At 43.9% G+C, this 24,166-nt stretch carries 18 protein-coding genes and 6 pseudogenes; 8 read left to right on the top strand and 16 right to left on the bottom strand.

The window, feature by feature from the left end; translation table 11 throughout:
• Nucleotides 1-288: 288 nt before the first annotated feature.
• Nucleotides 289-1,148 (bottom strand): annotated as a pseudogene (gene nadC, locus TT11_RS11315) (carboxylating nicotinate-nucleotide diphosphorylase).
• 160 nt (nt 1,149-1,308) lie between these two features.
• Nucleotides 1,309-2,340, bottom strand: coding sequence for a hypothetical protein (locus tag TT11_RS11310; RefSeq protein ID WP_201571563.1), 1,032 nt, complete (start codon nt 2,338-2,340; stop codon nt 1,309-1,311).
• A 422-nt stretch (nt 2,341-2,762) separates the two neighbouring features.
• Between TT11_RS11310 and nadA the strand changes: the two are divergent.
• From nadA to TT11_RS11280, 3 genes and pseudogenes are all read left to right on the top strand, one after another.
• Nucleotides 2,763-3,841 (top strand): annotated as a pseudogene (gene nadA, locus TT11_RS11305) (quinolinate synthase NadA).
• 70 nt (nt 3,842-3,911) lie between these two features.
• Nucleotides 3,912-5,820, top strand: a pseudogene (nadB, locus tag TT11_RS17325) (L-aspartate oxidase).
• 120 nt (nt 5,821-5,940) lie between these two features.
• Nucleotides 5,941-6,834 carry a phosphatidate cytidylyltransferase gene (locus tag TT11_RS11280; protein WP_261870506.1) on the top strand — a complete coding sequence of 298 codons (894 nt, stop codon included), beginning with the start codon at nt 5,941-5,943 and terminating at the stop codon, nt 6,832-6,834.
• A gap of 47 nt (nt 6,835-6,881) precedes the next feature.
• Here TT11_RS11280 and TT11_RS11275 read toward each other — a convergent pair whose 3' ends face one another.
• The 7 genes from TT11_RS11275 to TT11_RS11245 all read right to left on the bottom strand — a co-directional run bounded on the left by TT11_RS11275 (nt 6,882) and on the right by TT11_RS11245 (nt 11,597).
• Complete coding sequence (locus TT11_RS11275) at nt 6,882-7,697, bottom strand: SDR family oxidoreductase (protein ID WP_261870505.1); 816 nt, start codon at nt 7,695-7,697, stop codon at nt 6,882-6,884.
• A complete protein-coding gene (locus tag TT11_RS11270) occupies nt 7,694-8,752 on the bottom strand; it encodes a hypothetical protein (protein WP_261870504.1) in 1,059 nt (352 codons plus the stop codon). The genes TT11_RS11275 and TT11_RS11270 overlap by 4 nt, the downstream gene beginning before the upstream one ends.
• A complete protein-coding gene (locus TT11_RS11265; RefSeq protein ID WP_261870503.1) occupies nt 8,725-8,886 on the bottom strand; it encodes a patatin-like phospholipase family protein in 162 nt (53 codons plus the stop codon). Before TT11_RS11265 ends, TT11_RS11270 begins: the two co-directional genes overlap by 28 nt.
• 3 nt (nt 8,887-8,889) lie before the next feature.
• Nucleotides 8,890-9,192 (bottom strand): class I SAM-dependent methyltransferase family protein, encoded by a 303-nt coding sequence (locus TT11_RS11260; protein WP_261870502.1) that lies wholly within the window; start codon nt 9,190-9,192, stop codon nt 8,890-8,892.
• Nucleotides 9,185-10,621: a bifunctional alpha/beta hydrolase/class I SAM-dependent methyltransferase gene (locus TT11_RS11255; protein ID WP_261870501.1), complete on the bottom strand. Its 1,437-nt coding sequence runs from the start codon at nt 10,619-10,621 to the stop codon at nt 9,185-9,187. The genes TT11_RS11260 and TT11_RS11255 overlap by 8 nt, the downstream gene beginning before the upstream one ends.
• 17 nt (nt 10,622-10,638) lie before the next feature.
• Entirely contained in the window at nt 10,639-10,917 is a 279-nt protein-coding gene (locus TT11_RS11250; RefSeq protein WP_261870500.1) for a hypothetical protein, read from the bottom strand.
• Nucleotides 10,918-11,018: 101 nt separating this feature from the next.
• A complete protein-coding gene (locus TT11_RS11245) occupies nt 11,019-11,597 on the bottom strand; it encodes a CDP-alcohol phosphatidyltransferase family protein (RefSeq protein ID WP_261870499.1) in 579 nt (192 codons plus the stop codon).
• Nucleotides 11,598-11,861: 264 nt separating this feature from the next.
• Between TT11_RS11245 and TT11_RS11240 the strand changes: the two are divergent.
• A pseudogene (locus TT11_RS11240) lies at nt 11,862-12,772 on the top strand (lysine exporter LysO family protein).
• A gap of 4 nt (nt 12,773-12,776) precedes the next feature.
• On the opposite strand, the gene TT11_RS11235 reads toward TT11_RS11240, so the two are convergent.
• Both TT11_RS11235 and TT11_RS11230 read right to left on the bottom strand, forming a co-directional pair.
• Nucleotides 12,777-14,060 carry an FAD-dependent monooxygenase gene (locus TT11_RS11235; RefSeq protein ID WP_261870498.1) on the bottom strand — a complete coding sequence of 428 codons (1,284 nt, stop codon included), beginning with the start codon at nt 14,058-14,060 and terminating at the stop codon, nt 12,777-12,779.
• A 167-nt stretch (nt 14,061-14,227) separates the two neighbouring features.
• A complete protein-coding gene (locus tag TT11_RS11230; RefSeq protein WP_238068119.1) occupies nt 14,228-15,556 on the bottom strand; it encodes a UbiH/UbiF/VisC/COQ6 family ubiquinone biosynthesis hydroxylase in 1,329 nt (442 codons plus the stop codon).
• A gap of 599 nt (nt 15,557-16,155) precedes the next feature.
• Between TT11_RS11230 and TT11_RS11225 the strand changes: the two genes are divergently transcribed.
• Both TT11_RS11225 and ybeY read left to right on the top strand, forming a co-directional pair.
• Nucleotides 16,156-17,259, top strand: coding sequence for a PhoH family protein (locus TT11_RS11225; protein WP_179798643.1), 1,104 nt, complete (start codon nt 16,156-16,158; stop codon nt 17,257-17,259).
• Nucleotides 17,260-17,576: 317 nt separating this feature from the next.
• Nucleotides 17,577-18,175 (top strand): annotated as a pseudogene (gene ybeY, locus TT11_RS11220) (rRNA maturation RNase YbeY).
• 96 nt (nt 18,176-18,271) lie between these two features.
• Here ybeY and TT11_RS11215 read toward each other — a convergent pair.
• From TT11_RS11215 to TT11_RS11205, 3 genes are all read right to left on the bottom strand, one after another.
• Nucleotides 18,272-18,928 carry a mechanosensitive ion channel family protein gene (locus TT11_RS11215; protein ID WP_261870497.1) on the bottom strand — a complete coding sequence of 219 codons (657 nt, stop codon included), beginning with the start codon at nt 18,926-18,928 and terminating at the stop codon, nt 18,272-18,274.
• On the bottom strand, nt 18,861-19,100 hold the full coding sequence (locus tag TT11_RS11210) for a hypothetical protein (RefSeq protein WP_261870496.1): 240 nt from the start codon (nt 19,098-19,100) through the stop codon (nt 18,861-18,863). The genes TT11_RS11215 and TT11_RS11210 overlap by 68 nt, the downstream gene beginning before the upstream one ends.
• A 207-nt stretch (nt 19,101-19,307) precedes the next feature.
• Nucleotides 19,308-20,195, bottom strand: a complete 888-nt coding sequence (locus TT11_RS11205; RefSeq protein WP_261870495.1) for a TonB family protein — start codon at nt 20,193-20,195, stop codon at nt 19,308-19,310.
• Nucleotides 20,196-20,776: 581 nt separating this feature from the next.
• Here TT11_RS11205 and TT11_RS17320 point away from each other — a divergent pair.
• Both TT11_RS17320 and TT11_RS17315 read left to right on the top strand, forming a co-directional pair.
• Complete coding sequence (locus tag TT11_RS17320) at nt 20,777-21,289, top strand: hypothetical protein (protein WP_370587839.1); 513 nt, start codon at nt 20,777-20,779, stop codon at nt 21,287-21,289.
• Nucleotides 21,290-21,360: 71 nt separating this feature from the next.
• Nucleotides 21,361-21,558: a hypothetical protein gene (locus tag TT11_RS17315; RefSeq protein WP_370587838.1), complete on the top strand. Its 198-nt coding sequence runs from the start codon at nt 21,361-21,363 to the stop codon at nt 21,556-21,558.
• 106 nt (nt 21,559-21,664) lie between these two features.
• Here the strand turns inward: TT11_RS17315 and TT11_RS11195 are convergent, their stop codons facing one another.
• Both TT11_RS11195 and TT11_RS11190 read right to left on the bottom strand, forming a co-directional pair.
• Complete coding sequence (locus tag TT11_RS11195) at nt 21,665-22,492, bottom strand: ferredoxin--NADP reductase (protein WP_261870494.1); 828 nt, start codon at nt 22,490-22,492, stop codon at nt 21,665-21,667.
• Nucleotides 22,493-22,686: 194 nt separating this feature from the next.
• Nucleotides 22,687-24,164: pseudogene (locus tag TT11_RS11190) on the bottom strand (NADH-quinone oxidoreductase subunit N).
• Nucleotides 24,165-24,166 lie beyond the last annotated feature (2 nt).

The raw sequence follows: 24,166 nt of genomic DNA, 5'->3' as shown, positions 1-24,166 counted from the left end.
TCTATTGATACCGCTTGTGCAAAAAGATAAGGTCATCGTGCGAGTGCAACGATGACCCAATAGGCAACTAAAAATAGCATTGTAGCATAGGCAGATAAGCTAATAAAATCATTAACTTTGCGCCGTTATGCCTATATGTCACCTTAGTAAAGCTTCAGTGCAAAAACAAGCATTTAACAGGTTGTTAGTAAAAGCTATCAGTATAAATTACCATTTTACTAACTCTGTGATAACCCTTGTTATAAAATCGAGCGCATGTAGCGCTATTAGTCTTTATTACGTCTGCACTTATGCACTAAAATCTAGCCCAATATCCAAAGCGGTAGTACTATGCGTTAAATAACCCATCGCGATAAAATCAACCCCTGTACTTGCTGCCGCTTGTACCATTTCAGGCGTAATACCACCTGAGGCTTCAGTCTTTGCTCGACCCTGACACATAGTAACCGCTTGCGATAATGTTTCAGGCGACATGTTATCTAATAGCACTAAACTCACACCTGCATCGAGCGCTTGCTCTAATTGCTCTAGTGTGTCTACTTCAACTTCAATGGGAATCAGATGCCCAGCAAAGTCTTGTGCCTGCTGAATGGCTGTTTTTATATCACCAGCAATGGCGATATGATTGTCCTTGATTAAAATAGCATCATCCAACCCCAAGCGATGATTACGTCCGCCGCCGCAGCGTACGGCGTATTTTTGTACAATACGTAAGCCTGGAATGGTCTTGCGTGTACAAGTAATTTGCGCAGGATATTGCGCCACGCTATCGACAATTTGACGGGTCGCTGTTGCAATACCGCTAAGATGGGTCATAAAGTTCAGTGCCGTGCGTTCTGCTGTCAATAAGTGACGCGCGTTACCTTTTACGGTCGCTAACACTGCGCCAGCCTCTACTGTTTCGCCATCCTGTACTTGTGCAATAAACTCAATTTGTGTATCGACTAAGGCAAAAGACAAGCGTGCCAAATCGATACCGCATATCACGCCTGCTTGCCGCGCCTTGATCTGTAGCTGCGCTTGCATATCGGCTGGGATAGTAGCTTGTGAGGTTACATCACCACGCTACCCAAATCTTCAGTTAGTGCATTCTCAACCAATGGCTTGAGCAATACGTCATCCAATGCTGGCTCTTGTTCAATTGTCATCTTTGACCCTTATCTAGGCATGATATTGATAGAAACTGCTTGTTATTTAAACTCAAAATGAGCATAAATATAGCGTAAAGTTAGCGACCTGCAAGGGAAGGTGACAAATTTTTCGTTTTACTAACCATTTCAAGTACGAGATATTATTGGATGGTCATCGTTATTTGCGCTTAGGAAGTTTGCTGTCCATCAATAAACTCTGTAATTCAATATCATGGCGGAAGCGATATAGCTTGGCAGGACGACCGCGCTGAGCAGTACTACTCTCTCCTGTCTCCATTACCAAGTTTTGTGAATCAAGCAATCGACGAAAGTTTTGCTTGTGCAAACGCACTCCTGATAACGCCTCAACACTCTGCTGCAACTGCGATAAGGTAAAGACGTCTGGCATCAGACCAAAAATAAGCGGTCTATATTCAATCTTCGCGCGCAGTCTTGAGATAGCAGTAGCAATCACGCGACGGTGATCATAATACATGGGTACACCTATGCGTTGTGACCAGTCCTCTGGCAAAGCAACAGCCTGATAGTTAGGCGGATAATTAGGGGCTTCGGGTATCAGACCTGCTTCATAAAGCATTTCATAACGTAGTAACACATGCTCTGCAATCCATTCTCTACTTTCATTATCGTGTTCGTTGAATGATTGACTGTCAGTGAGTTTACCACTTGCCAAAAACACTTCGTCCAGCCCCCAACATAAGCAAATGCGCTGACGCCTGCGCTGTTGAACGATTGAATCGTTGGCAGTATTGGCCCATTCGAGTAGCGCAGGCACGATAAAGTCCATGATGATGCTGGGCATACCGTCCAGATGATTTTCCCATGGGAAATAGTCGTACCAATCTCGCCAGAGTGCTTTGCTTTGGAGTGCCTGCGTTTGCGTCTCTTGCACCAAACCTAAATAACTCACATACACCAACGCATGACCGTCGATGTTACGTCTATTGGTATCGACAAAGGTATATAACTGCTCCAAATATCCAAGCGGTTGCTGCGTTTGCTCCTCTACCCACTGACGTACGCCCGCTTGTAGCGAGCGATGTAGCGGCATAAGTGGCCCATTTGGCAACAGCTTGCCTTGGTCAACGGTTAGAACGCGCGCGATATGATCGGTGATAGCGACCAATACGGCGACCACTTCTGTCGTGCCGCTACCTTGCTGGTGCGCATGTGAATAAGACAACGTCATGGCTTTGGGAATTATCCTTTTTCTCTGAAATGTAAAAGGCTATTGGGGTTAATAGCTATGGTATTGCTTAGTATAGCTCGAATCTAAAACTATCATAGTCTGTGGTTGTAAGTATGAAAAATCAATATAGATAAATAGTTATAAGGGGCATGAATTAGCACTGTTTTTAAGCTCAGTACGGCTTAATTACACATCACTTTGAGCACTAAAACCTAATCTTTTGACTTATTAAGTATAAAAAAACCACTTGTAATTATGCTCAAAATGAGCATAATTAAGACAACTTATAAATTTATTATGTCCAATTACCTATTTTTTAGCTCATACATTTATCGTTATTGCACCAACAAAGGCTGCCATTATGAAAAAAATATCCTTACGACGCACCTATCCTGAGTACAGACAATCGCATCGCCATTCAGATGAACATTGAATATGCCAAGGCTAAAATGCCAGCAAACTTGCCTCGCGCTGAACGCATCGTGGTTGAAGAAAATATCAAGCAGCTGCTGAAAGAGAATAATGCCGTACTGGTAGCACATTACTATGTCGACCCTTTTATCCAAGACTTGGCATTGGCAACCGGTGGCTGCGTCGGTGACTCACTTGAAATGGCACGCTTTGGACAAGCTCATAGCGCCCAAACATTGGTCGTCGCTGGTGTGCGCTTTATGGGTGAATCGGCAAAAATATTGAGCATGGAAAGACCGTCCTCATGCCAGATTTAGAAGCCGAATGCTCGCTCGATTTAGGCTGTCCTGCTGACGAGTTTTCAGCATTTTGTGATGCCCATCCTGAGCGTACTGTTGTCGTCTACGCCAATACCAGCGCCGCAGTAAAAGCGAGAGCTGATTGGGTAGTGACCTCATCTGTCGGTATCGACATCGTTCGTCATTTACATGCCCAAGGTGAGCCGATTATTTGGGGACCTGACCGTCATTTGGGTAAATATATCGCTCGTGAGACTGGCGCAGACATGTTGCTCTGGCAAGGGTCTTGTTTGGTACATAACGAATTTAAAGCCACTGAACTCCTGCAATTAAAACAGGAGCACCCAGAGGCCAAAGTCTTGGTACATCCTGAGTCACCTGATAGCGTGGTGGCACTCGCTGATGTGGTCGGCTCGACTAGCAAACTTTTGCAATCAACGTATGAGATGGATGCTGATACCTTTATCGTCGCTACTGATTTGGGTATATTGCACGAGATGCAAAAACGCTCACCAAACAAGCGATTCTTGGCCGCACCAACTGCTGGTGAGAGTGCAAGCTGTAAAAGCTGTGCGTTTTGTCCTTGGATGGCCATGAACGGTCTAAAAGGGATTGAACAGTGCTTAACCAATCAAAGCGGTGAAGTGCTAATGACACCTGAGCTAGCAGTAGCAGCTAAGAAACCTTTACAACGGATGCTCGATTTTGCTGAAGTACAAAAGCAACGCGTGGCCGCTAGTGGCGACATTGTAAAAGACCGTACACTGTTTGCTAACGTTGGGGCAGCCTAGCATGAGTCAGTCGCATTCAGTTGATCGTTCCAGCACCACTCGCTATATAAATAACAGGAGCAGCAGTGATATGAGTAATATGATAAAAACTGATGTTCTTATTATTGGAGCTGGTCTGGCAGGTTTGAGCACCGCGCTATCTCTGCCGAAATCGCTGAATATCACTGTTTTAAGCAAAGCCGCGCTTGAGGTGTGCTCAAGTCATTACGCTCAAGGTGGTATTGCAGCTAGCTTAGACAAAGCAGACTCTGTGACTGATCATGTCGCTGATACCTTAATCGCTGGTGCAGGATTGTGTGCGACGGACAATACTGCCCGTATCTTGGGTGCAGGACAGCAAGCGGTGCAGTGGCTATGCGAGCAAGGTGTGCCATTTACTCAATCTAATTTAACTAAAGAAAATGATAATGCACCTGATTTTGCAGTCTTAAAAACCAGTGACTTACACTTAACCAAAGAAGGCGGTCATGGCTGTAGACGTGTGCTCATGCGATGATGCAACGGGTCGACACGTGATGGACGCCTTAACCACCAAAGCACAGACTGCAATCAATATCACTATCTTGCCTTATCATGAAGCATTAGAGCTACTGACTCCACCTATGATTAGCAGCTCTTCTTTTAGCATGAACGATAGCGAGATTAAACATTGCCGAGGGGCGTTGGTCTTTGATCATATCAATGAGCGTCAACTCACCATTTATAGTTCAGCTGTCGTACTCGCTAGTGGTGGCTTAGGTCAACTATTTAAGCGTGCCAGCGCGCCTAATGTCTGTGTTGGTGATGGCGTCATGATGGCATGGCAAGCAGGCTGCCGCTTAGCAAATTTAGAATTTGTGCAATTTCACCCAACGGGTCTGGCATTAGATGACAGCAGCTTTCTGATATCTGAAGCATTACGCGGTGAAGGTGGACGACTCTATTGTCCACAGACTGGCGTGCGCTTTATGTTAGACGTTGATGAGCGCGCTGAATTGGCGCCACGCGATATCGTCGCTCGGGCAATAGCCAATCAGATTAGTAGTAACGGACTTGGCTACGTGCATCTTGATATCAGTCACTTGCCAGCCGCATTTATACAGGCACATTTCCCGCAGATTTATCAGACGCTGCTAGCACTCGGTATCGATATGACGACAGACCCTATTCCGGTCGCTCCGACTGCCCACTATAGTTGTGGCGGCGTGGTGACTTGCGCCAATGGTTTGACCGACGTCGCAGGACTATATGCAGCAGGCGAAGTTGCTTATACAGGGCTACATGGAGCCAACCGTTTAGCAAGTAATTCATTGTTGGAGTGTGTGGTGGTTGGTCGCAACATCGCCGCTAATCTGCCTCGTTATCTAAAAAAAATTGGAACGCTTAAAGAACTTAGAGGCTTTAGAGAAAACGGCTGAAGCTTTAGAAAAAATGGCGCAGCCACATACGACAGCCTCTTATGGACTGCATCAGTTAGCTGCCGATATTTGGCAATATCCGACACTAGAAAACACGCAATTTGTCATCTTGCCATCTTCCAAGCAGTTATCACTCCCAATTTATAAGGCTGATAAAGCATTTCATTCTGAAGTAGCTATTGCAGAGATAACTATAGCATTGAAAGCTCTTTTGACCGCCAATATGGCATCACACGTAGTGCCAAACAGTTAGAGCAAGCATTGCGACAAATTGAGCAGTGGCAAGAGTCAATCGAACATACTGAAACCATGCTATCTGATATGAGTAGTAAAGCCCCTACTACTGACAGTGAGCTTGACATTTTTCAATTGGTGAGGCAATTAGCGTTAGCAGCGATGATTGTTCAATCGGCTTATCAGCGTTTTGAGAGTCGCGGTGGGCATTACCGTGAGGATTATCCTAACTTAGCTGAAACGCCTTTGACCAGTATCATTTTGCCACGGAGAGACGCTACGCTTAACTCCTTTTCGCACGTTATAGAAAATGAGCGTTGTCCGATACCAGTTACTGACCATATTTAAGCCTACGACAGATAATAACTAAACCCATCAAGAGGATATCTAACACTATAGTTAAAGAAGCATTTAAGCTATCATTATGGATAGGCTTAAAATATTACCTCTTCTTTGAGTGTCCATGGTATGGCTTCTGATATTGTGTTTGTGATTGCCCTGATGATAATCGTCAGCTTGGCTTGGAGTGTACTTGCCGTACCTCGTCTACGCAAACGCTTGCCAAAAATCTACCTGATAGCACGCTCGTGGTGGTTGATGTTAGCCGCGCTCTGCACTTGCTATGTGATTGCAAAAATAACGAACGATACGCAAGGTTCTCATTTGCAAGTATATCCCTATCAATGGCTGTTCATTTTATTTTTTATATTAATTGGTTTACGCGGTAGCTACGAGATTAAACGCCTATGGTGTTTACGCAGTAAAGCCGTGCTCATTCATAAACTCCAAGCGCAAGGTTTACAGCCAAGTACGCTCCTGCTACCGAAGACCTCTCTCAATCCGACTCAACACTATACGCGGCTCAACTACTTAGACCTACTACTGAGTGTTGCATTCATCTCACTCATCATTAGCTTTATTGTCTTACAGCAATTGACCTGGCAACGCGAACAATATGGCGTTTTACTCTTCGTATTATTTGCCAGTCAGTTCAACGATATTGCCCAATATCTATGTGGGCGACTGCTTGGGCGTAAGCTCTTTAAACGAGGTCTAGCGCCGACTATTAGCCCGAATAAAAGCATTGAAGGTGCTATCTTTGGTAGTTTAGTTGCGGCAATGTTGGCATCAGTATTAGGTCTTTGGCTCACTCCTTTTACTTGGTGGGTCTGTCTATTAGCTGCCTATGGCTTGGCTGTGAGCGGTATATTTGGAGACTTACTGGAATCAGCCTTTAAGCGCCAGCACGGGGTAAAAGATACTGGAACGATGCTCGCTGGTCATGGTGGGGTATTAGATCGGATAGACAGTTTATTGATTGGAGTGCCCGTATTTACCTTGCTTTATTGGCTGTTTGGATGAGCAGCCCATTTTTGATTAGGATAGTGCTTGATTAAAACAATGCTTGGTTAAGAAGACTTATCTAGCTTACTGCGCAATATCCAATTGAGCACAGGCTTTGGTAAATAATTTAATGCACTCGCGATATAACGTATCGAGCGTGGAAATATCGCTAGTTCTACATCATCGTCAATTGCTTGCATAATATGATCAACCGCTGTCTGCGTGCTCATGATAAATGGCTTATGGCTAGCATCGCCATCGTTTAAATCACGTAATGCTTGAGTATCAATATAGCCTGAGGCAATACAGTTCACTTGGATATCATAAGGTACAAGTGCTGCCCGATAAGCGCTAGCCGTAGCAATCATTGCACGTTTGCTTTTTGCATAAAGGCTGGCATAAGGATAATCTATCGTGCCTGCGATAGAGGCAATACAGATGAGGCTAGGTCTAACATTCTTAGTGACATCGAGCGACTGGTTTTGCTGCTTTAACGGCGCGCTTGCCCATCTAAAAACTTGCTCAAACGCCTGCAAATTGATCGCTAGCATTTGGTCGCTATCTGCTTGATTTAGGTGATGGATACGCTCATTGGTATAGCTACCAGCACTATAGATCAGCCTTTGAAAACTAATATCTGACAAACTGTCTAATAACGTTTGCGTTTGACTTGGGTCAGTTAAGTCGCATACATAAGTCACGATAGCAGGATGCTGGCTGTTGATATCGGCTATCTTTTCTGTGCTACTTCCAACAACGCTTACTTGCCAGCCAAGCGTCTGATGATGCAACGCCAAAGCTAAGCCAAGACCACTTGTACCACCAACGATAATAATATGTGGTGCATGGTTTCTAGTGATACCTTTTGCGAGGTTTTTCATAATTTATGCTGCTGTATATAACTGGCTGTGCGCTGATAGCCATATTGCCATTGCGCCTGCATTTGCTGCACAAAACCGTCATAGTCGCTGTGTATTAGCTCAACAGTCATTTGCTTTAGGTTAAAACGCTTTTGCACATTTTGCCCTCTCAATTGCTGCTCGTTGTCTGCAAATGGTAACCAATGTAGCTGACGGTTCTTATTAGTGGTTTCAGTGGCCGGCGACACGCTGATTGGTTGATAACCGTGTACTGCTGCCAAACGCTCATTGGGATCGAAGCCAAAGACGCGCTGAATCGCGGGAGCAGCCAGCCATGGGTCATAACCTGCCTTAGTCTCTGCAAATACGCTATCACCCAACTGACAGGCCAACTCAATCGGTGTGAGATTAATCACACCTCCTAAACACCAGCCAAGCTCTGTGATATGTGTTGGCGGTAGATAGTACATGTCAGCCATAGACGCGCGAATCACTGGGGCAAAATCCCATTGCGTCTGTACTTTTACAGACGGGTGTATGCGTCCGTTTGCAAATATATGCGCTGGTGACGTTATTTGTTCGTCAGCCAGACCTGATGCAGAATTTGGTAAATTTGCTAAGCACGGCGGCGCAAATAACAACTCTTGCAGTACAGGTTTTTTATTACATAAGCCATCAGCAGGTGCTTGATACAATCGACTGGCAATGATAGCTATCTCTGGCGTTGTTTTACCAGCAGCGCTACCACTATCACTAGCAGCAAACTGCGACAGCTCATCCAGCCAGTACTGCTCGTTATCGATACGAAACATTGCCAACTGCTGTAGCTCATTTAACAGTCGCTCGTAACTGTCTGCTTGACGTTGTCCTTGTCCATTATCCCTTTGCTTTGATAACCGCCAACGTTTGAGTGCATGTGTCATATAGCGCAGCTTTAGACGTTTATTGGCTTCATCTGGCGCGACATGTCTGATGGCAGTGATGACACGATATAATTCACGGCTGCACATCAATGCTTGCAAATCTTTAGGGTCAGGCGCAAGGTGTACTAAGTAGCAGATAAACTCCCACCGCAAGTACCAACGATAATGTCTGGCGTCAAATCATGCGCTGCTAGGGCTGCATAACTGCCCAAATAATAACCAAAACGTGAGCCTCCGCCTGAGAAAAGCTGAACACGCTCATAAGGTTTAACCAGCTGATTATTCATCTATCACTCATCATCAGCTGGTACAGTTTTAATCGCTAATGACACGGTAAATATCCCAAAGCGATCGATACGCATCGTGACTTTCTTAAAGCCTGCCCGCTCAACCAATTGATCCATTTCCGCCTGCGAACGGCAACGCATCACCCAACTACTGCCACGGTGATTGTTTAGTGTTTTACTGATAAATTCCTGTTCAGGGTGCCACGGTTGGTTGGTATAAATCAGATAACCGCCCGATTTTAAACTGTCATAAATACCTGCCAAAGCCGTCGCTGGTAGCGCATTATCAGAGAACAACTCAAACAACCCAGAAGCAATAGCAAGATCTGATTTTTTTAGTATCGGTGCTAGTATCATTCGTATGTGCATTGATATAACTGGAAGGATCAAAGGCATCCTTCTGACTGGTCACTACTCGATCAGCAATCACTAACTGCTGTGCTTTTGCTTGCAGTGCCTGAATATTATGCATCTCATAATCACGCAATTCAGCATACAAATCTGTAAATTCTGTCAGCAGATCAAACGCATAAAAACCATGCCCACTAGCGATATCTAACAGTTTTGGTTGGTATGATTTATTGCTGCTTTGATTTTTATCTTCGATATCTGCAAGTGCTAAGCGTGCCAACTCCAATATATGCTCACGGCGAATACGAATACCTTGCCAGCCGATATTATTTAAATAAAACTTATCGACCGCCTGTCCAAACTTGTTCTGACCGCTGGGCTGATTGTAATAGACGTGATCCAGCGAGTGACCTGAATCAAATCCATGCTCAAGCCCTGTAGCAATTGCATCGCTGACATGACCAAATTTCTGCATCGCAAAACGGGTAATTGCAAAGTTTGGATTGAATGGTTTAATCGCCAAACGATCCACTTTATCCTTACTGGCACTGTTTAAGTGAGCCGTACTCAAATCAGGGGCTTGGACTGGTGTGCTAAATATTTCCTCAGCAAACTCAATACAGTCGGCAAAGACATCGGCTTTATTGGTCTCATGAAAGATTGCGTGATAGCTATCTGGATACAACTGCCAGCGTTTAATCGGTGTGTTAATCGCTTCATAAAACGTACGCTCAGCCTGCTTATCGACCACATAATCCTTGCCCGCACACAAGACGAACGTCGGTACGGTAATGGCACCTGCATCATCAAGTAAACGCTGACCCGTTGCATGAGTGTCGATGAGTAAGTCGGTCGAGATACTGTTGGAGATTAACGGATCAGCATTATAAGCCTGCTGCGCGTCTTTATCATGAGTCAGTACTTGTGCTTTAACGTAGCTGCTGACACGTGACATCAGACCTAGCGTACGCGCCACCTTCAACGACGGTATGGCAAAGGGCAAATACAAGCGAATACTGAGGGCAGGCGTGCCAAGTATCATCCCGCGAATATTTGGCGCATAATCGTGTACCCATGCTGCTGCCAACACTGCGCCGATACTGCTAGCGACAATCAATGTATCCTCGATAGCAATGCCTGTTTGCCCAATCACCAACTGGACGAAACCCTCTAAATCTCGCTCAAGCTCAGTGACGCTCTCTGCATGATCTTTGATACCGCCTGAGCGACCATTGCCGCGTGCATCCCAAGCAAATACTTGATATCCAGCTTTTGCAAACTGCTCTCCTAGCTCTGCCAATCGTCCTGAATGCTCATGTCCTCGGTGTAATAAGATAACTTGGCGCAACGGTTGGTTGGCTTGCTTGATAGCTGATTTTTTCATGTCTTCTAAAGGCGTCGTTAGCAATAGCGATAATAAATAGCCGTGCCGTCATAAGCGTTATAACAGCTCTCACCATTGATGATTTTAGATGCAGGCAAATCAAAACCAACACTGGCCTGTTCTTCGAATTTTTGACTATCAACGGTTGTGGTTGGCATTTCTTTGAACTCCAATGGGCGAGCGTTATCAGTAGAAGTATTTGGTAAAACAACAGTAAGAGATAGTGAGTTGTTTGTTGACTCACCCAGTACGGATCGCAGCTCAGGTGGGTTGCGCATTAAGTATAACTCTGTCATATAACGTAGTCGATTGAGACAGGTCTTTAATAGCATTATCTCTGTTAATATAAATAATTGACCCATTCTGATAGCAGGCGAAGACGACTGCGTTTTAATACCTACTGGCGCTTTGGCCTAATACCCATAAAGGCACCAAGCACCCCTAGTATGAAAGCGCGATCGCTTTTGCCTAAAGGCCCTTGGTTAGCACGAACATCTAACATAGTATTACTAGTAACGCCTAACAGTTCGGTGCCAATACTAAGGGCTATCAGACCAGTGATATGATGCTGAGAAGTTGATATGTTCGTTGGTAAGTTGGCTATTACCGTTTGCCGTTCTTTGTTATTGATATGAGGGGTCAGAATATGAGGCGCCAGACTCGCTAATAGAGCCGTATCGGCAACCATATCACCTACCTCGTTTAACACGGCTCCTAGCGTTGATGCCTGGCCATGTTCACGGGCCATCATGCCATCGATGGCATTGAGTGCCATACGTACAAACAATGATGATGGTAATAAAAGCCACAGCCGCTGCTGTTCAGCCGCTGGTTTGGCAATGATATAGGCAGTACCGATACTTAATAAAACAGCGGATACTGTCACTTGATTAGCGGTAACATTTTGCTCAACCAGCGCATTACTTATCGGGCGTAGTTGATTTTGAAACTGAGTTTTGAGCTGATATAGCGACATGAGTTTAGCCAAATATTTTCAGTACTTTAATGTAGCAACAAAAGTTTATAAGGTAAAGAATTACAAAGCGCTCAAAAACGTTCAAACATTTTGAAAAAGATATTTATTAACATCATTATAATCGTCCAGTTTTTCCAGTTTAGCCAACAATGAGCGATGATTTACAATGAATCTCAGTGGCTCATATCAATACTATTAACCTTATATGGTACAATCTTCAGCTTCTTAAAAACGCCTTATTAAAAATGCTGCGAGCCCTTTATCATGGAAAGCCTAGTCACCCTTGTTCTGGTATTAATGCCAATGTTTATTGGCTTTGCCATTCCGTCTAACCCTACTATGACAAAATTGGCCGACAAAGGTCTATCATACTTGGTATTTATTATCCTAGCGTTGATCGGTATTGAGCTGTCTCAGGTAGAAGGTCTAGGTAATCAGTTGGGTGAAATTGCGCTGTATGTCACCGTCCTATCAATATTAACAATTGGTTCAGGTTTATTTGGCTGATGTTGTTCGATCACCTGCGCCCGTGGCATGCCAAAAAACCAAGTGTAAAATCCAAAGAGCATCGTGTGAGCATTCGAGGTAGCTTGGCGCAAGTGGTTTGCGTGGTGATTGGGATGGTGATTGGCTATTTCTTGCCTGCTGATTATATGCCGCCCGAAAACTCTATGACTGTCATGCTGATGATTTTGATATTACTGGTCGGTATAGGCTTAAAAGGATCGGGCATCACCTTAAAAGAAGTATTACTGAATAAACGCGGCGTAGAAATGAGTGTCATCTTTACGCTAGCGGTATTGGCAGGCGGGCTTATCTTTGCACTACTATTTACTGATGTGTCATGGACGAAAGGCTTAGCACTATCGTCAGGGTTTGGTTGGTACTCGCTATCAGCGATTGTCATGACCGATGCTTATGGCGCGGTTTGGGGTAGTGTCGCGTTGTTTAATGACTTGGTACGTGAGTTCTTTGCGTTAATCTTTATTCCGGTATTTATGCGCAAATACCCTTCTGCCGCGGTTGGGCTTGGCGGTGCGACCAGTTTAGACTTTACCTTGCCTATCATTCAGCAGTCAGGTGGTCTAAAAGTCGTGCCACTAGCGATTAGTTTTGGCTTCCTAATTAATATTGTCTCGCCAGTGCTGATGGTGTTCTTTTCGGCGTTGGGGTAGTTTCCTATATCCCACTCGCCTGCTTCGCAAACAAACGCATCAATGGCTTGATTTTGCTGACTCGGTACATACCCTCATTACGTATCTGCTGCACAGGACGCAATTGGGCAAGCGACCCTGCAAATAACCAGTTAAGCGCAGAAAAGCTGTGCATCATTAGACTATTATGCGGACGGCGCGAACGCTCATAATGACGTAGCGTTTGATTGCTACCCCAAAGCGTACCGCCACTACGGGTAAAGTCATGCTTTAGCTGCTCACATAATACTTGCACGTCCAGCATACCAAGGTTCAGTCCTTGGCCTGCCAGCGGATGTACACCATGAGCAGCATCACCGATCAGCACCAAGTTATCAGCGACGTAGCTTTTCGCTTGCTGAGCCGCTAATGGAAAACTAGCGATAGACTCAATCTGATTAATCGCACCCAACTCGTAATTGCTGGCAGCTGCTAACTTATCAGCGATAAAACGATCTTCTTCCTCTATCAACGCTAATGCTTGATTGCGCGGCAATGTCCATACGATCGACTGCCAATGCTGCGGGCTTGCTTTATCAACATCGGTTATATCTGCTAATGGCAATAGTGCCAGTGTACCCGTCGGTAGCATAGCTTGGCGTGCAGTTGCCTGATGCGGTTTCTCAGTCTGAATCGCACAGCAAATTGCGGTTTGATTATAATCAAGCGTATCTACGCCAATCCCTGCTTGCTGACGGACAAATGAACCGCGCCCATCAGCGCCAACTAATAGACGTGTATCAATCGCCTCGCCATTGTCTAGAGTTACACGGTAGCCTTGCTGCGCCCCTAGCCAATCCATATCAATAACTTTATGACCAGCGATAAGGGTCAGATAGTCACTGACATCAGCTTCATGCAAGCGTTGCCATAATGCGTGCTCGATAACAGCAGGCTCAACCATACTACCTAATAATATAGGCTCATAATTTTTACTGCTATTATCCTCGGCGCCGCTGTCTTCACTTTCGCCAAATAATAACTCACCCATCCCATTGAGCTGCCATACCTGCATTTGCGAGTAGTCTGCTTTGCGTTTAGAGGCGGCAATATGTTGCCAAGCGCCAATGTCTTCAAGTAAATTAATACTAGCCATACTAAGTGCATAGACACGTGCATCACGTTTGCTAAGTACATGTTGCCAAGCCGATTCATCACGTGCAGGACGAGCATCGATCAACGTCACTGGCATTTTGTCTTGTGCCAACTTTAGAGCAAGCGTTGCCCCAACGATACCGCTACCGATAATCAACGTATGGTTGTTCTTCATAAGGTGTCTCTCAATATTGCTCAATATTAGAATGATGATTATCAATCTTAATTACAGTTAGTTGATTCAGTTTAAGAGAGAAACAAGGCAACCGAGTGCAGATGTATAGGCAATACTTCAAGCGAGGTTAACGCTGTCACTCTTTTAAAGAGGATTTAACTATAGCACTATGATTTTAGACCCATCGCATAAGTGGCGACTAGTGGTTTAATATTTGGCAATTTATCAAAGGCCAACAAAGCCATATTTCGTACCAGCTTAATCGCTGGGTTAGGATGCGTGAAGCCATGTACTACCGCATCACAAAAACGAATCACTCGCTTCTGGTCGGTTTGACGTGCTTTCTCATAACGTTTTAATAACTGTGCATCACCGATATCTGCGCCTTTGAGTATTTGTGTGTTCAGCATCTGTGCCAATACATGCGCATCTCGCATACAGAGATTAAAGCCTTGACCAGCGACAGGATGCAGAGTGTGAGCTGCATTGCCCATAATGACGCAGCGCCCTTCTACTTGCTTATCCGCTAGTACGCGGGTCAATGGATAGGCGCCGCGGCGACCTGCAGTTGTGAACTTGCCAGCGCGTTGACCGAAAGCTTGCTGTAGGGTCTGCAAGAAATGGGCGTCGTCTTCTAAATACCTGGTTTCTTCACCTGTTGGGCATACCCATACGACAGAGCGTCTGTAGCCTTGTTGATACTCGTCATTGCCATCGCCCTCTGGATCGGTCAGTGGGAGCACAGCAAGTGGGCCAGCTGGACTGAAACGCTCAATCGCTGCATGCTCGTGTGGCGTATCTGTCTCTACTACGCCGACGATGGCCGTTTGCTGATAGTCATACGTGGTTGTACCGATATCTAGTAATTGGCGTACTGTAGAGTCGCGCCCATCACAAGCAACTAATACGCTAGCTTGCAGCTGCTGCTCGTTTTCGGCTTCATCATTGTAATTAAAGCTAAGCGTCACACTATCGGCCTGCTGTTGGACAGCCGTCACATTGGCATTATCTATCAAGGTAATTAACGGCTCCTGCTGCGCGGCTAATAAAAGTTTACGACCCAGCCAAGCGTTTTCGATGACTTGCCCAAATGACTCAACGCGCTCTTCTGCTTTATTTAGCTGCGCGCGCCCAAAGCTGCCTTGCTCACTAATCTGTACAGTGTCGATACGGCAGGCATGGCTCTGTAACTCATCCCACAGTCCAATCTCTTGATATATTTGTACCGTGCGCCGCGATAAAGCCGTATTGCGACTGTCTAAATAATGGCTGCGAGTACTATCATCCGTTGGACTGATGGTTGGATAGCTGTTTTTTTCTAATAAGGTGCTCGCAATACCGTGATGGGCCAATAGCAATGCAAAGGACAAACCAACATGACCACCACCCGCGATAAGCACTTGCTGGTCAGTTATCGCTTCTTTCTTTTTAGAGATGCTGTCGAACTTTTTAGGTATGTTGTCAGCATTGGATAAATGTGAATCAGTATCTTGCATCGTTATTTTCCTATTATAATCTTTTGGACAAGCAATTTATTAATGATAGATAGCCACTCGTCACTGACTTTATTTTATAATTTTTATCATTTCACTACTGTTGTTAGATAGCTTACAGCAACCTATGGTATCGCCCATAGATTACCACAAATTGTCTATTATGCCGTGGTCTTAACCGTAGACAAATCGTTTCTTTACTCTCATCATAAACGAGGTTTATTTTTATAAAAATCAAAAATATTAATATGATTAAAGCGCTATCACATGGTGGGTAGCGATGAATTATATAGAACTGACAGCAACATCGAATCAATCTATAGAAAATCGCTGTAGAGTTGCAATCAGCATACAAAAACAGCGTTATCTATCTGATGTATGGCTTGAAATTTAAAAATTCTCTACCATAATGAAGGCAAGACTTTCATTACTTTCATTTACGACCTTCCACAAAAACAACAATAATATCGCCGTCATTTTTATCATCTACAATCTTTGTAACACCTAAAAAACTGTAACGCCACTAACTATTTTATCTCTGCAACCCGCCACGCAATTAAAACCAAATCATAGCGTCGGGTACACAATAAAAGGATAATCGCTTGACTGATTCCATGAGCCGCCGTATAAAGTTTGAATCATTGACCCCAGCACAGCTAAAAACCGTGCTTGGTGAATACAACAATCACATGAAATATATCCAAGAACGCCTCGATATTAAAATCATGCAACGCCAAGGCGATTTTTGCCTGAGTGGCGATGTGACCAATGTTGAACGCGGTGAACGTATTATCTACAAAATGGTAGATGAAGCACAGAACACCAAAGACATTAGTGCAGAAGAGCTGCATCTCATCATCCAATCTAGCCTCTCTCGTGATGAAGACATCGAAGAAGACGAGCAAGACCATGATGATATGGAATATGATGAAGATTTGGATGAGGCTAGCGAGTTTACGCCCATCAGTTTACGTACACGTAAGGGTCGCATCGTTCCGCGTGGGGGCAACCAACAGCGCTATGTAAAAAACGTCCTGAGCTCTGATGTGTCATTTGGTATTGGGCCAGCTGGTACGGGTAAAACGTATCTAGCAGTGGCTTGTGCCGTCGATATGCTTGAGCGTAATGAGATTGAGCGTATTTTGCTAGTGCGTCCAGCAGTAGAAGCTGGCGAAAAGTTGGGCTTCTTGCCAGGTGATTTGACCCAAAAAATCGACCCATACTTACGCCCATTATATGATGCGCTCTATGAGATGATAGGCTTCGAAAAAGTCGGTAAAATGATTGAGCGTCAGATTATCGAAGTGGCGCCGCTTGCCTACATGCGTGGTCGTACTTTGAATAACTCGTTTGTCATTCTAGATGAAGCGCAGAACACCACACCTGAACAGATGAAAATGTTTTTGACCCGCTTGGGCTTTGGCTCACGTGCCGTCATTACTGGGGATATTACTCAGGTGGATTTGCCACGTGGTCACAAGTCAGGCTTGGCCCAAGCAATGGATATTCTAAAGGATATCGAAGAGATTCATATCACAAAGTTTGATTCAAAAGACGTCGTACGACATCAATTGGTACAACAAATTGTTGAAGCCTATGACGTATTTGATGAAGAGCAAATGGCTTTAGAAGAAAAACGTAAGTTTGAACGTATTAAAGAACAAGAGCGTAGACAAGCCGTCGCTAATGCAGCAGCCAATCTGTAGTAATTAAGCTAATCACTGAATTACAGTCATTTGCTATAAGCATTTATATTGCATAAGAAAACCGGATTACTAAAAGTAGTCCGGTTTTTTCTTACCGACAGTTTATTGAATTTAGCTCTTTCACTACTAGTCGCCTACCAGTAACTTAGCTATAGTAGCCTCTATACATTCTATACATTGGCCTCTATTTATTGGCCAAAAATTTAGCAATGAAAGACAATAATTAAGCTACTTTTATATTAAAAGAGCTGGCAAATAAATCACCTAGAAGATGCAGCCTTAAAAACGCATTTATTTATAATAAAAAGGACAGCAATATGAGCCAACCTGACAGTACTAATTTCGATGACAAGATTGCTAGTAATCATGCCAGCTTAGCAGCACTTGATATCAGTGCGACCGACAGTATTGATGATGAAATATTAGATACTTTTTATAATCGCGAGCATTTACTATCAGTCATGATGGCGACTTTAGAGTATATAGACGGTCGTATTAATAATGGTCTGACCTTACCCTATTTTGCAGATATTGAGCCTGAGCTGTGGCAGGAAAAGTCTAAAACGCTAGATATATATATTACTGATGACGTCGAAGGCCGCGCTCTAAATCTAGAAGCACGTGGTAAAGACTATGCAACCAATATTTTGTCTTATCCAAGCGAATTACCTGCGGCCGTCATTGAGCTGATGCCAACGTTGCCTCTTGGAGAGCTGATTATCTGTCATGAAGTGATGGTACGTGAAGCGGCTGAACAGGACAAAACCGTGGCGCAACACATCAGCATTTGCTAGTGCATGGCGTGCTACACCTACTGGGTTTTGATCATGAGCTCGGACAAGCTGAGCAAGATGAGATGGAGCATTTTGAAATTGAGATTTTGGTAGGCCTAAACCTACCAAACCCTTATGTCTAAACTAGCACTGCTTTATAAAATAGCCTTTTAACTATTAGGCAGCTACTCATTAATCTTTAGTTAATGGCAACTTTTGCGCTTGACCCATTTGGTTGATCATATGATCCAAGCCTTTAACATGGACACTGCGCTGCGGGAATGGAATCTCGATTTCTCATCATCTAGAGCTTGCTTGAATTGCTCTAGTAGCTCGCATTGCATCGACCACCAATCGGCATTGGTTGTCCAAACGTTTAGGGTAAGATCTACTGAGTTGTCGCCTAGATTGGTCACTCGTACGATAGGCTCAGGATCAGTAAAAGCCAATGGGTTATTTCTTGCCAGACTTAACATCACGTCTTTAGCCGTTTTGATATCAGCATCATAGCCAATACCGACAGTGATATCGACGCGGCGATTGGGTAGCGCTGTATAATTGACTACAGGTGAAGTCGTGATATCGCTATTAGGAATGATGATATCGTGATTGTTAATGGTTGTCAGATGGGTATTAACCAAAGTAATCTCAGTCACCGTACCTGTGTAGCTACTAATCTGTACATAATCGCCGCGTACAAACGGGCGAAATGTCACAATCATAATACCAGCGGCAAAATTTGATAGCTGGTCTTTTAGTGACAAACCAACGGCAACAGCGGCACCACCTAAGATCGCGACGACCGAAGTAGTCTGTACACCGACTTTGCTAAGTGCAGCTAAAATCACCACGACCAGTAGTACGCCATACAATAGACGACTTAAAAAAACTAGCAACTGTCTCGTCCAGATGGCTACGCGTCATCAAGCGATCGGAAAAAGCGACTGCCTTTTTGGCAAGCCAACGTCCAACGATAAATATAAGTATTGCTAAAGCGACTTTAATGACCAACTCTAGGGCATTGCTCGTTAAGGTAGCGACATCGACGGTAAAACCTAAAAATTCCATACTGACTCTTTATTTTATAGCTGTGTGTTATGAACTTGGGTATCTGTAATGATAAAAAATAGTGCGTTAAGCATCATTCTTAACAGTTGTGTTTTCAGTGACATTTTTTTCAGTAACTTTAATTTCAGCAACTTTAATTTCAGTAGCTTTTTTTCTTAGTGCTTGTCTTCTTAGCACCTGCCTTCTTAGTGCTTAAATACGTTAACCTTAGTACGTTACTTCGACTGTATCACTATAGCGGTAAGTACGTATCAAGCGCAGCTCGACGATATCGCTCATGTCTTCGGTGAACTTACCAAAAGGTGCTGCTTGTCGTACCGACTGTTTGGCCGCTTCATCCAATATCGTAGAGTTTGAGCTTTCAAGCAGTCGAATGGCTTTGATATTACCGTCGTTACTGATGATAACCATAAGCCGTACTTCACCCGTAATACCTTGGGCACGCGCTTGCACAGGATAGTGCAAGTTGCCCACTCGCTCGACATGCTCACGGAATGTATTGATATAGTCTGCTGCCGCACCCCGTGTGGTCGAATTACTATCCATCGTCACGACTTTGGATTTGGTTGCGTAGACCTGCTGACGCTGAGATAGCTGAGCTTCTAAGGTGGCAATCTGCTTACGTAGCCGCTCTTCTTGCGCCATTGCATCATCTTGCGCTTGCTCGCTGTCATTATCCGACTCTACAGTGGCCTGACGCCAACTTAACGTCGTACGCAGATAACTCTCTTGATAACGCTGCTGACGTACTTTACGCTGTAAATTAACGATGTCTTGAGTCTCACTCATTTGCTCAGCAGACATTGCACTTAACTGATTGTTCTCTTGTCTGAGCTGCTCTTCTATTGTACCGCCGCCCTCTTGTGAAGCGTTGGCAATAAAGTGTGCATCTTCATTGGGCTTCATATTGTCGGTCAGCACCTTTGCCACATCTTGCATCATAGCAGCTGGGTCTTTTCCTATAGAAAAGCTAATCCCAAAAATAATCAGCACATGAACAGCCACCGCAATAACAATAGCGACAGGCAAGCTTATATCGCGCTTGGGCGCTTGCGCCGAAAAATGATAGCTCTGTGAGTCTTTTATATAGGCCACAATGAATCTCAGCTTGTGAGCACATCAGTACAAAGCACTATTTAACAAGTGTTGTAACGATAGGCATGATTTATACTGGCGCTATCATAACACGACATAGAATTATGTCGCCAGTATAAGCGCTGAGACGGCATTTTGACATCTGCCATACAGTATTGGTAACCTTATCCGCTAATTGAAAAACATGCATTTGGGAATATATAAGGCAGACGAAACACTGTCTATACCAAATGAATTGCTACAAAACGCATGTGTTCATTTTGAAGCCACTGTATTTGTTATATACTGCTTTATCACAATAGAATTAGTAGCAAGATACTTTGCAACAATCAAAACTGTGCATCGTCTTAATTAGGCACAGTAGATGATCAAGCAGCACAATAAGTGCAGATTTACTGTGCACTAGTATCAGAGGTCAGTTTTTCGCTTTTGCTACCTATCAGTATAAAAATTACTAATGGTCGTAGATATTTAGAAATTATAGATGATTAGCTTTCGTTCAAATTAACGATAGCATGCAAAGTTTGTTTAGCCATTTTTACGTCACCGATTGAATGACGCGCCCTATAAGGATAATAAGTTTGAGTGACTTTGATAACGTGAATAATTCAGACAATTTTGATGAGTTCTTCGAGAGTATTGGCTATCGTTTTGACGAGTCATTCGGCAGTGGTTGGGAGCGTATCGCCCAATCGGTTAAAGATATCTATAATAAGACGACGGACAAGTTCGAAGATGAGTTGTCATTGCCAGTGGCACAGACTTACGTTAATGATGCACTACAAAAATTCGTCACCGACAATGTAAAAGCCATTTTAGAGCTACGTGTCGAGATGCATGATGACTGGTTTCGTTTGTACTGCACTGTCAATGCAGGCGGCATCTATGCCGAAGTAGCAAGTAACTTTAGCCTAGTTCACGTCCAGCTCGATCGCAATGTGCAGCGCTTTGTATTTGGTCAGCAAACTTATACCGATATATTAAATCTGCGCTGCGAATCTTTCGTGAAACGCCAAGGCGTCAAACTGGCAATTTGGTTTTATCATAGCGTCCTCAAAAAAAGACCCTTTAGGCTTCATTCTGTCGTACGTTAATATTGCTCGCGCAAAAGACGAAGTGATTTATCTCGATATCCATCGTTGGTTAAAAAAACAATAAGAAAATCATGAGTACCTTGTATAAGGTACAGATAAATTATGGCGAGCTAGAAGAAGAGCAAATGATTTTAAAGGCTCAAATCAACTATCGTGATTTACTGGCGGCCAGCAGTAACGAAGATATCATCGGTGATGATGATGATCCTGAATTGATGCAAGGGCCTATTAACCCTGTAGACGATGCGACTGAGCCAAGCCAAGAGTAAGTCGCTAATGCTTTATCGCATAAGACAATGTTTTATCCCATAAAAAACGCTGCTTCTTAAAGGTTATTGGCCTTATAGATGCAGCGTTTTTTATTAAAGTCGTCAACTACCAGTAGTTCTCTACGGCAATATTACCCTCACCTCGGCGATTCATCACCAGTCCCAATGTCTTTAATGCCTCTTTAGTATCTTCTACCATGTCTGGGTTGCCACATAGCATGACATGCGTAGTATCAATATCTAATGCGATACCCGCGCGCGCTTGCAACGTACCCTCTAGCAGTAGCTTTGGCAGACGTTCTGACAATGCACCTTCGACAGGCTCACGAGTGACGATTGGGATAAAGATAAGCTTTGCTGGATTATCAACCAGCGTACCGAAGTCTTCTTGTAGGCTCTCTATTTTCTCAACGTAAGCAAGTTCATCGAGCGAACGTGCGCTATAAGCCAATACAATGTGCTCGTAATCTTCCCATGTCTTTAAATCTTGCAGCATCGATAAGAATGGTGCTAAACCAGTCCCTGTTGCTAGCAGCCATAAGTCTTTTGGCAATGGCTTTTGGTAACGTGCTAATGTCAAAAACCCAAATGGCATGGTATTAAGCAGCAGTTCATCACCCACTTGTAAATGCTGCAATTGCGAGGTAAATGCACCGTCAGGAATTACGATAGAGAAAAACTCTATTACCTCATCAAATGGTGAAGAGACAATCGAATACGCGCGAAAAACATCTTCATTCAATGCACTATCAGCAGTTTCATCACCTGCCTCAATCTGTTGATAATATTTTAATTGACTAGGATTGACGCCCAAGCGTACAAACTGCCCCGCTGTAAACTTAAAACTATCGGGACGACTGACGGTAAAGCTAAATAAATTTGGCGTCCATGTAGTTTTACTGAGCACCGTTACTGTTTGAATATTATCACTCATAATTATTCGTCACTTATACTTTATTAAACTGTATTTTTATAAGATACCTTTGATAGGTAAAAGAAAATAAATACCAAAAAGGTAAGCATAAAAAAAGATGCGCCAAGCTTATCATAAAGCTGGCGCATCTTGGTTTTTTAACCGTAACAACAGATAGATCGCAGCGACTTATCTGTTGTATTAACTCAGCGACATTACCAAATGCGAGCCAAACTTGCCCACTCAATCATACTATTTGGCAAGATACCAAAGAATAGAATAATCGCCGTCACAGCAATGACCATGATACCACCGGTACGAATACCCCATTGCCCAGACACGTCAAACTCGATGAACTGCTTAGGACGTTTGAACAGCGTGAGTAAAACGCGTAAGTAGTAGAATAGACCAATCGCACTGCCCAAGATAATCATCGCAGCCAAGAACCAGTTGGTGCCTTGTACCGCAGCTAAGATAGCAAATAGCTTAGTGATAAAGCCTGCCGTCAACGGAATACCAGCCAATGACAACATCATGATAGTCATGACAGCGGTCAATAATGGACGACGCCAGAATAGCCCTTGATAATGCGTCAACTCATCAGCTTCACCAGATAAGCGATACGGACTCGACATCAACGTCACTACACCAAAGGCACCGATAGAGGTAAAGGCATAAACCGCCATATACATACTAGAGATACTATCAGCGGCCGAGCCAATGCTGACAATCACGATCATCACATAACCCATATGGGCAATAGATGAGTAACCGAGTAGACGCTTGAGACTGGTTTGACGTACTGCCAACAAGTTACCTACCAAGATAGATAAAGTTGCCATGACCATCAATAGCATCTGCACTGATGGTAATGCCAGCAAAGCAGTATCGATTAAGAAACGCACGGCTAGTGCCATCATCGCCACTTTTGATACTGATGCTAAAAAGGTAGCGATAGGCGCTGGTGCACCTTCATAAACATCTGGTGTCCACATATGGAAAGGGGCAGCTGAGAGTTTAAAGGCGATACCAAACATCATCATTGCCGCACCCAATATCAGTAGTGGCGACTCAAAGATATTGCCTAGCACCATGCTGATTGGCTTAAATGCCAGTGAGCCTACTTCTGCATAGATAAAGGCCATACCCATCAGCAACGTTGCTGATGCAGTCGCCGACAATACCAAATACTTCAGTCCTGACTCAAGTGACTGGTTGCGCATATAAGTATAAGCAAGCAAACCATATAGCGGTACTGACAGCATCTCTAGGCTCATAAAGAACGCTGCCATATGCTGCGCAGTTACCATTAGCAGTGCACCAATGATCGATAGCAACATGAGCAAGTACAGCTCTTCTTTATTGTCTTTGAGGTTGGCCAGATACGCATAAGACAGCGTACAACAAGCCAAGGCACAGATAAAAATCACCACCATATTAAACTGAGCAAAGTTATCTATAACAAATAACTGCTCAGCGTTTGGCGCGATAGATCCGCTTTCAATCACACCGATCATCTGCCCGATAAGGTAAATAGACCAATGTTTAAGCCTGCCACCGTAATCGTACCAGTGACCATGTGCGAGCGTTTAAAGGTAATCGCGATCATAACCGTCAGTACCGTAATCACTACGGCGATAATCGGCGCGTAAGGCAACAATCCTATCAAATCATTCATCGTAATATCATTCATGA

The organism is Psychrobacter sp. JCM 18901 (genome assembly GCF_000586435.1).
Classification (GTDB): Bacteria; Pseudomonadota; Gammaproteobacteria; order Pseudomonadales; family Moraxellaceae; genus Psychrobacter.
Note: the sequence above shows the minus strand (reverse complement) of the source record. Positions and strands in the feature narration are given on the sequence as shown.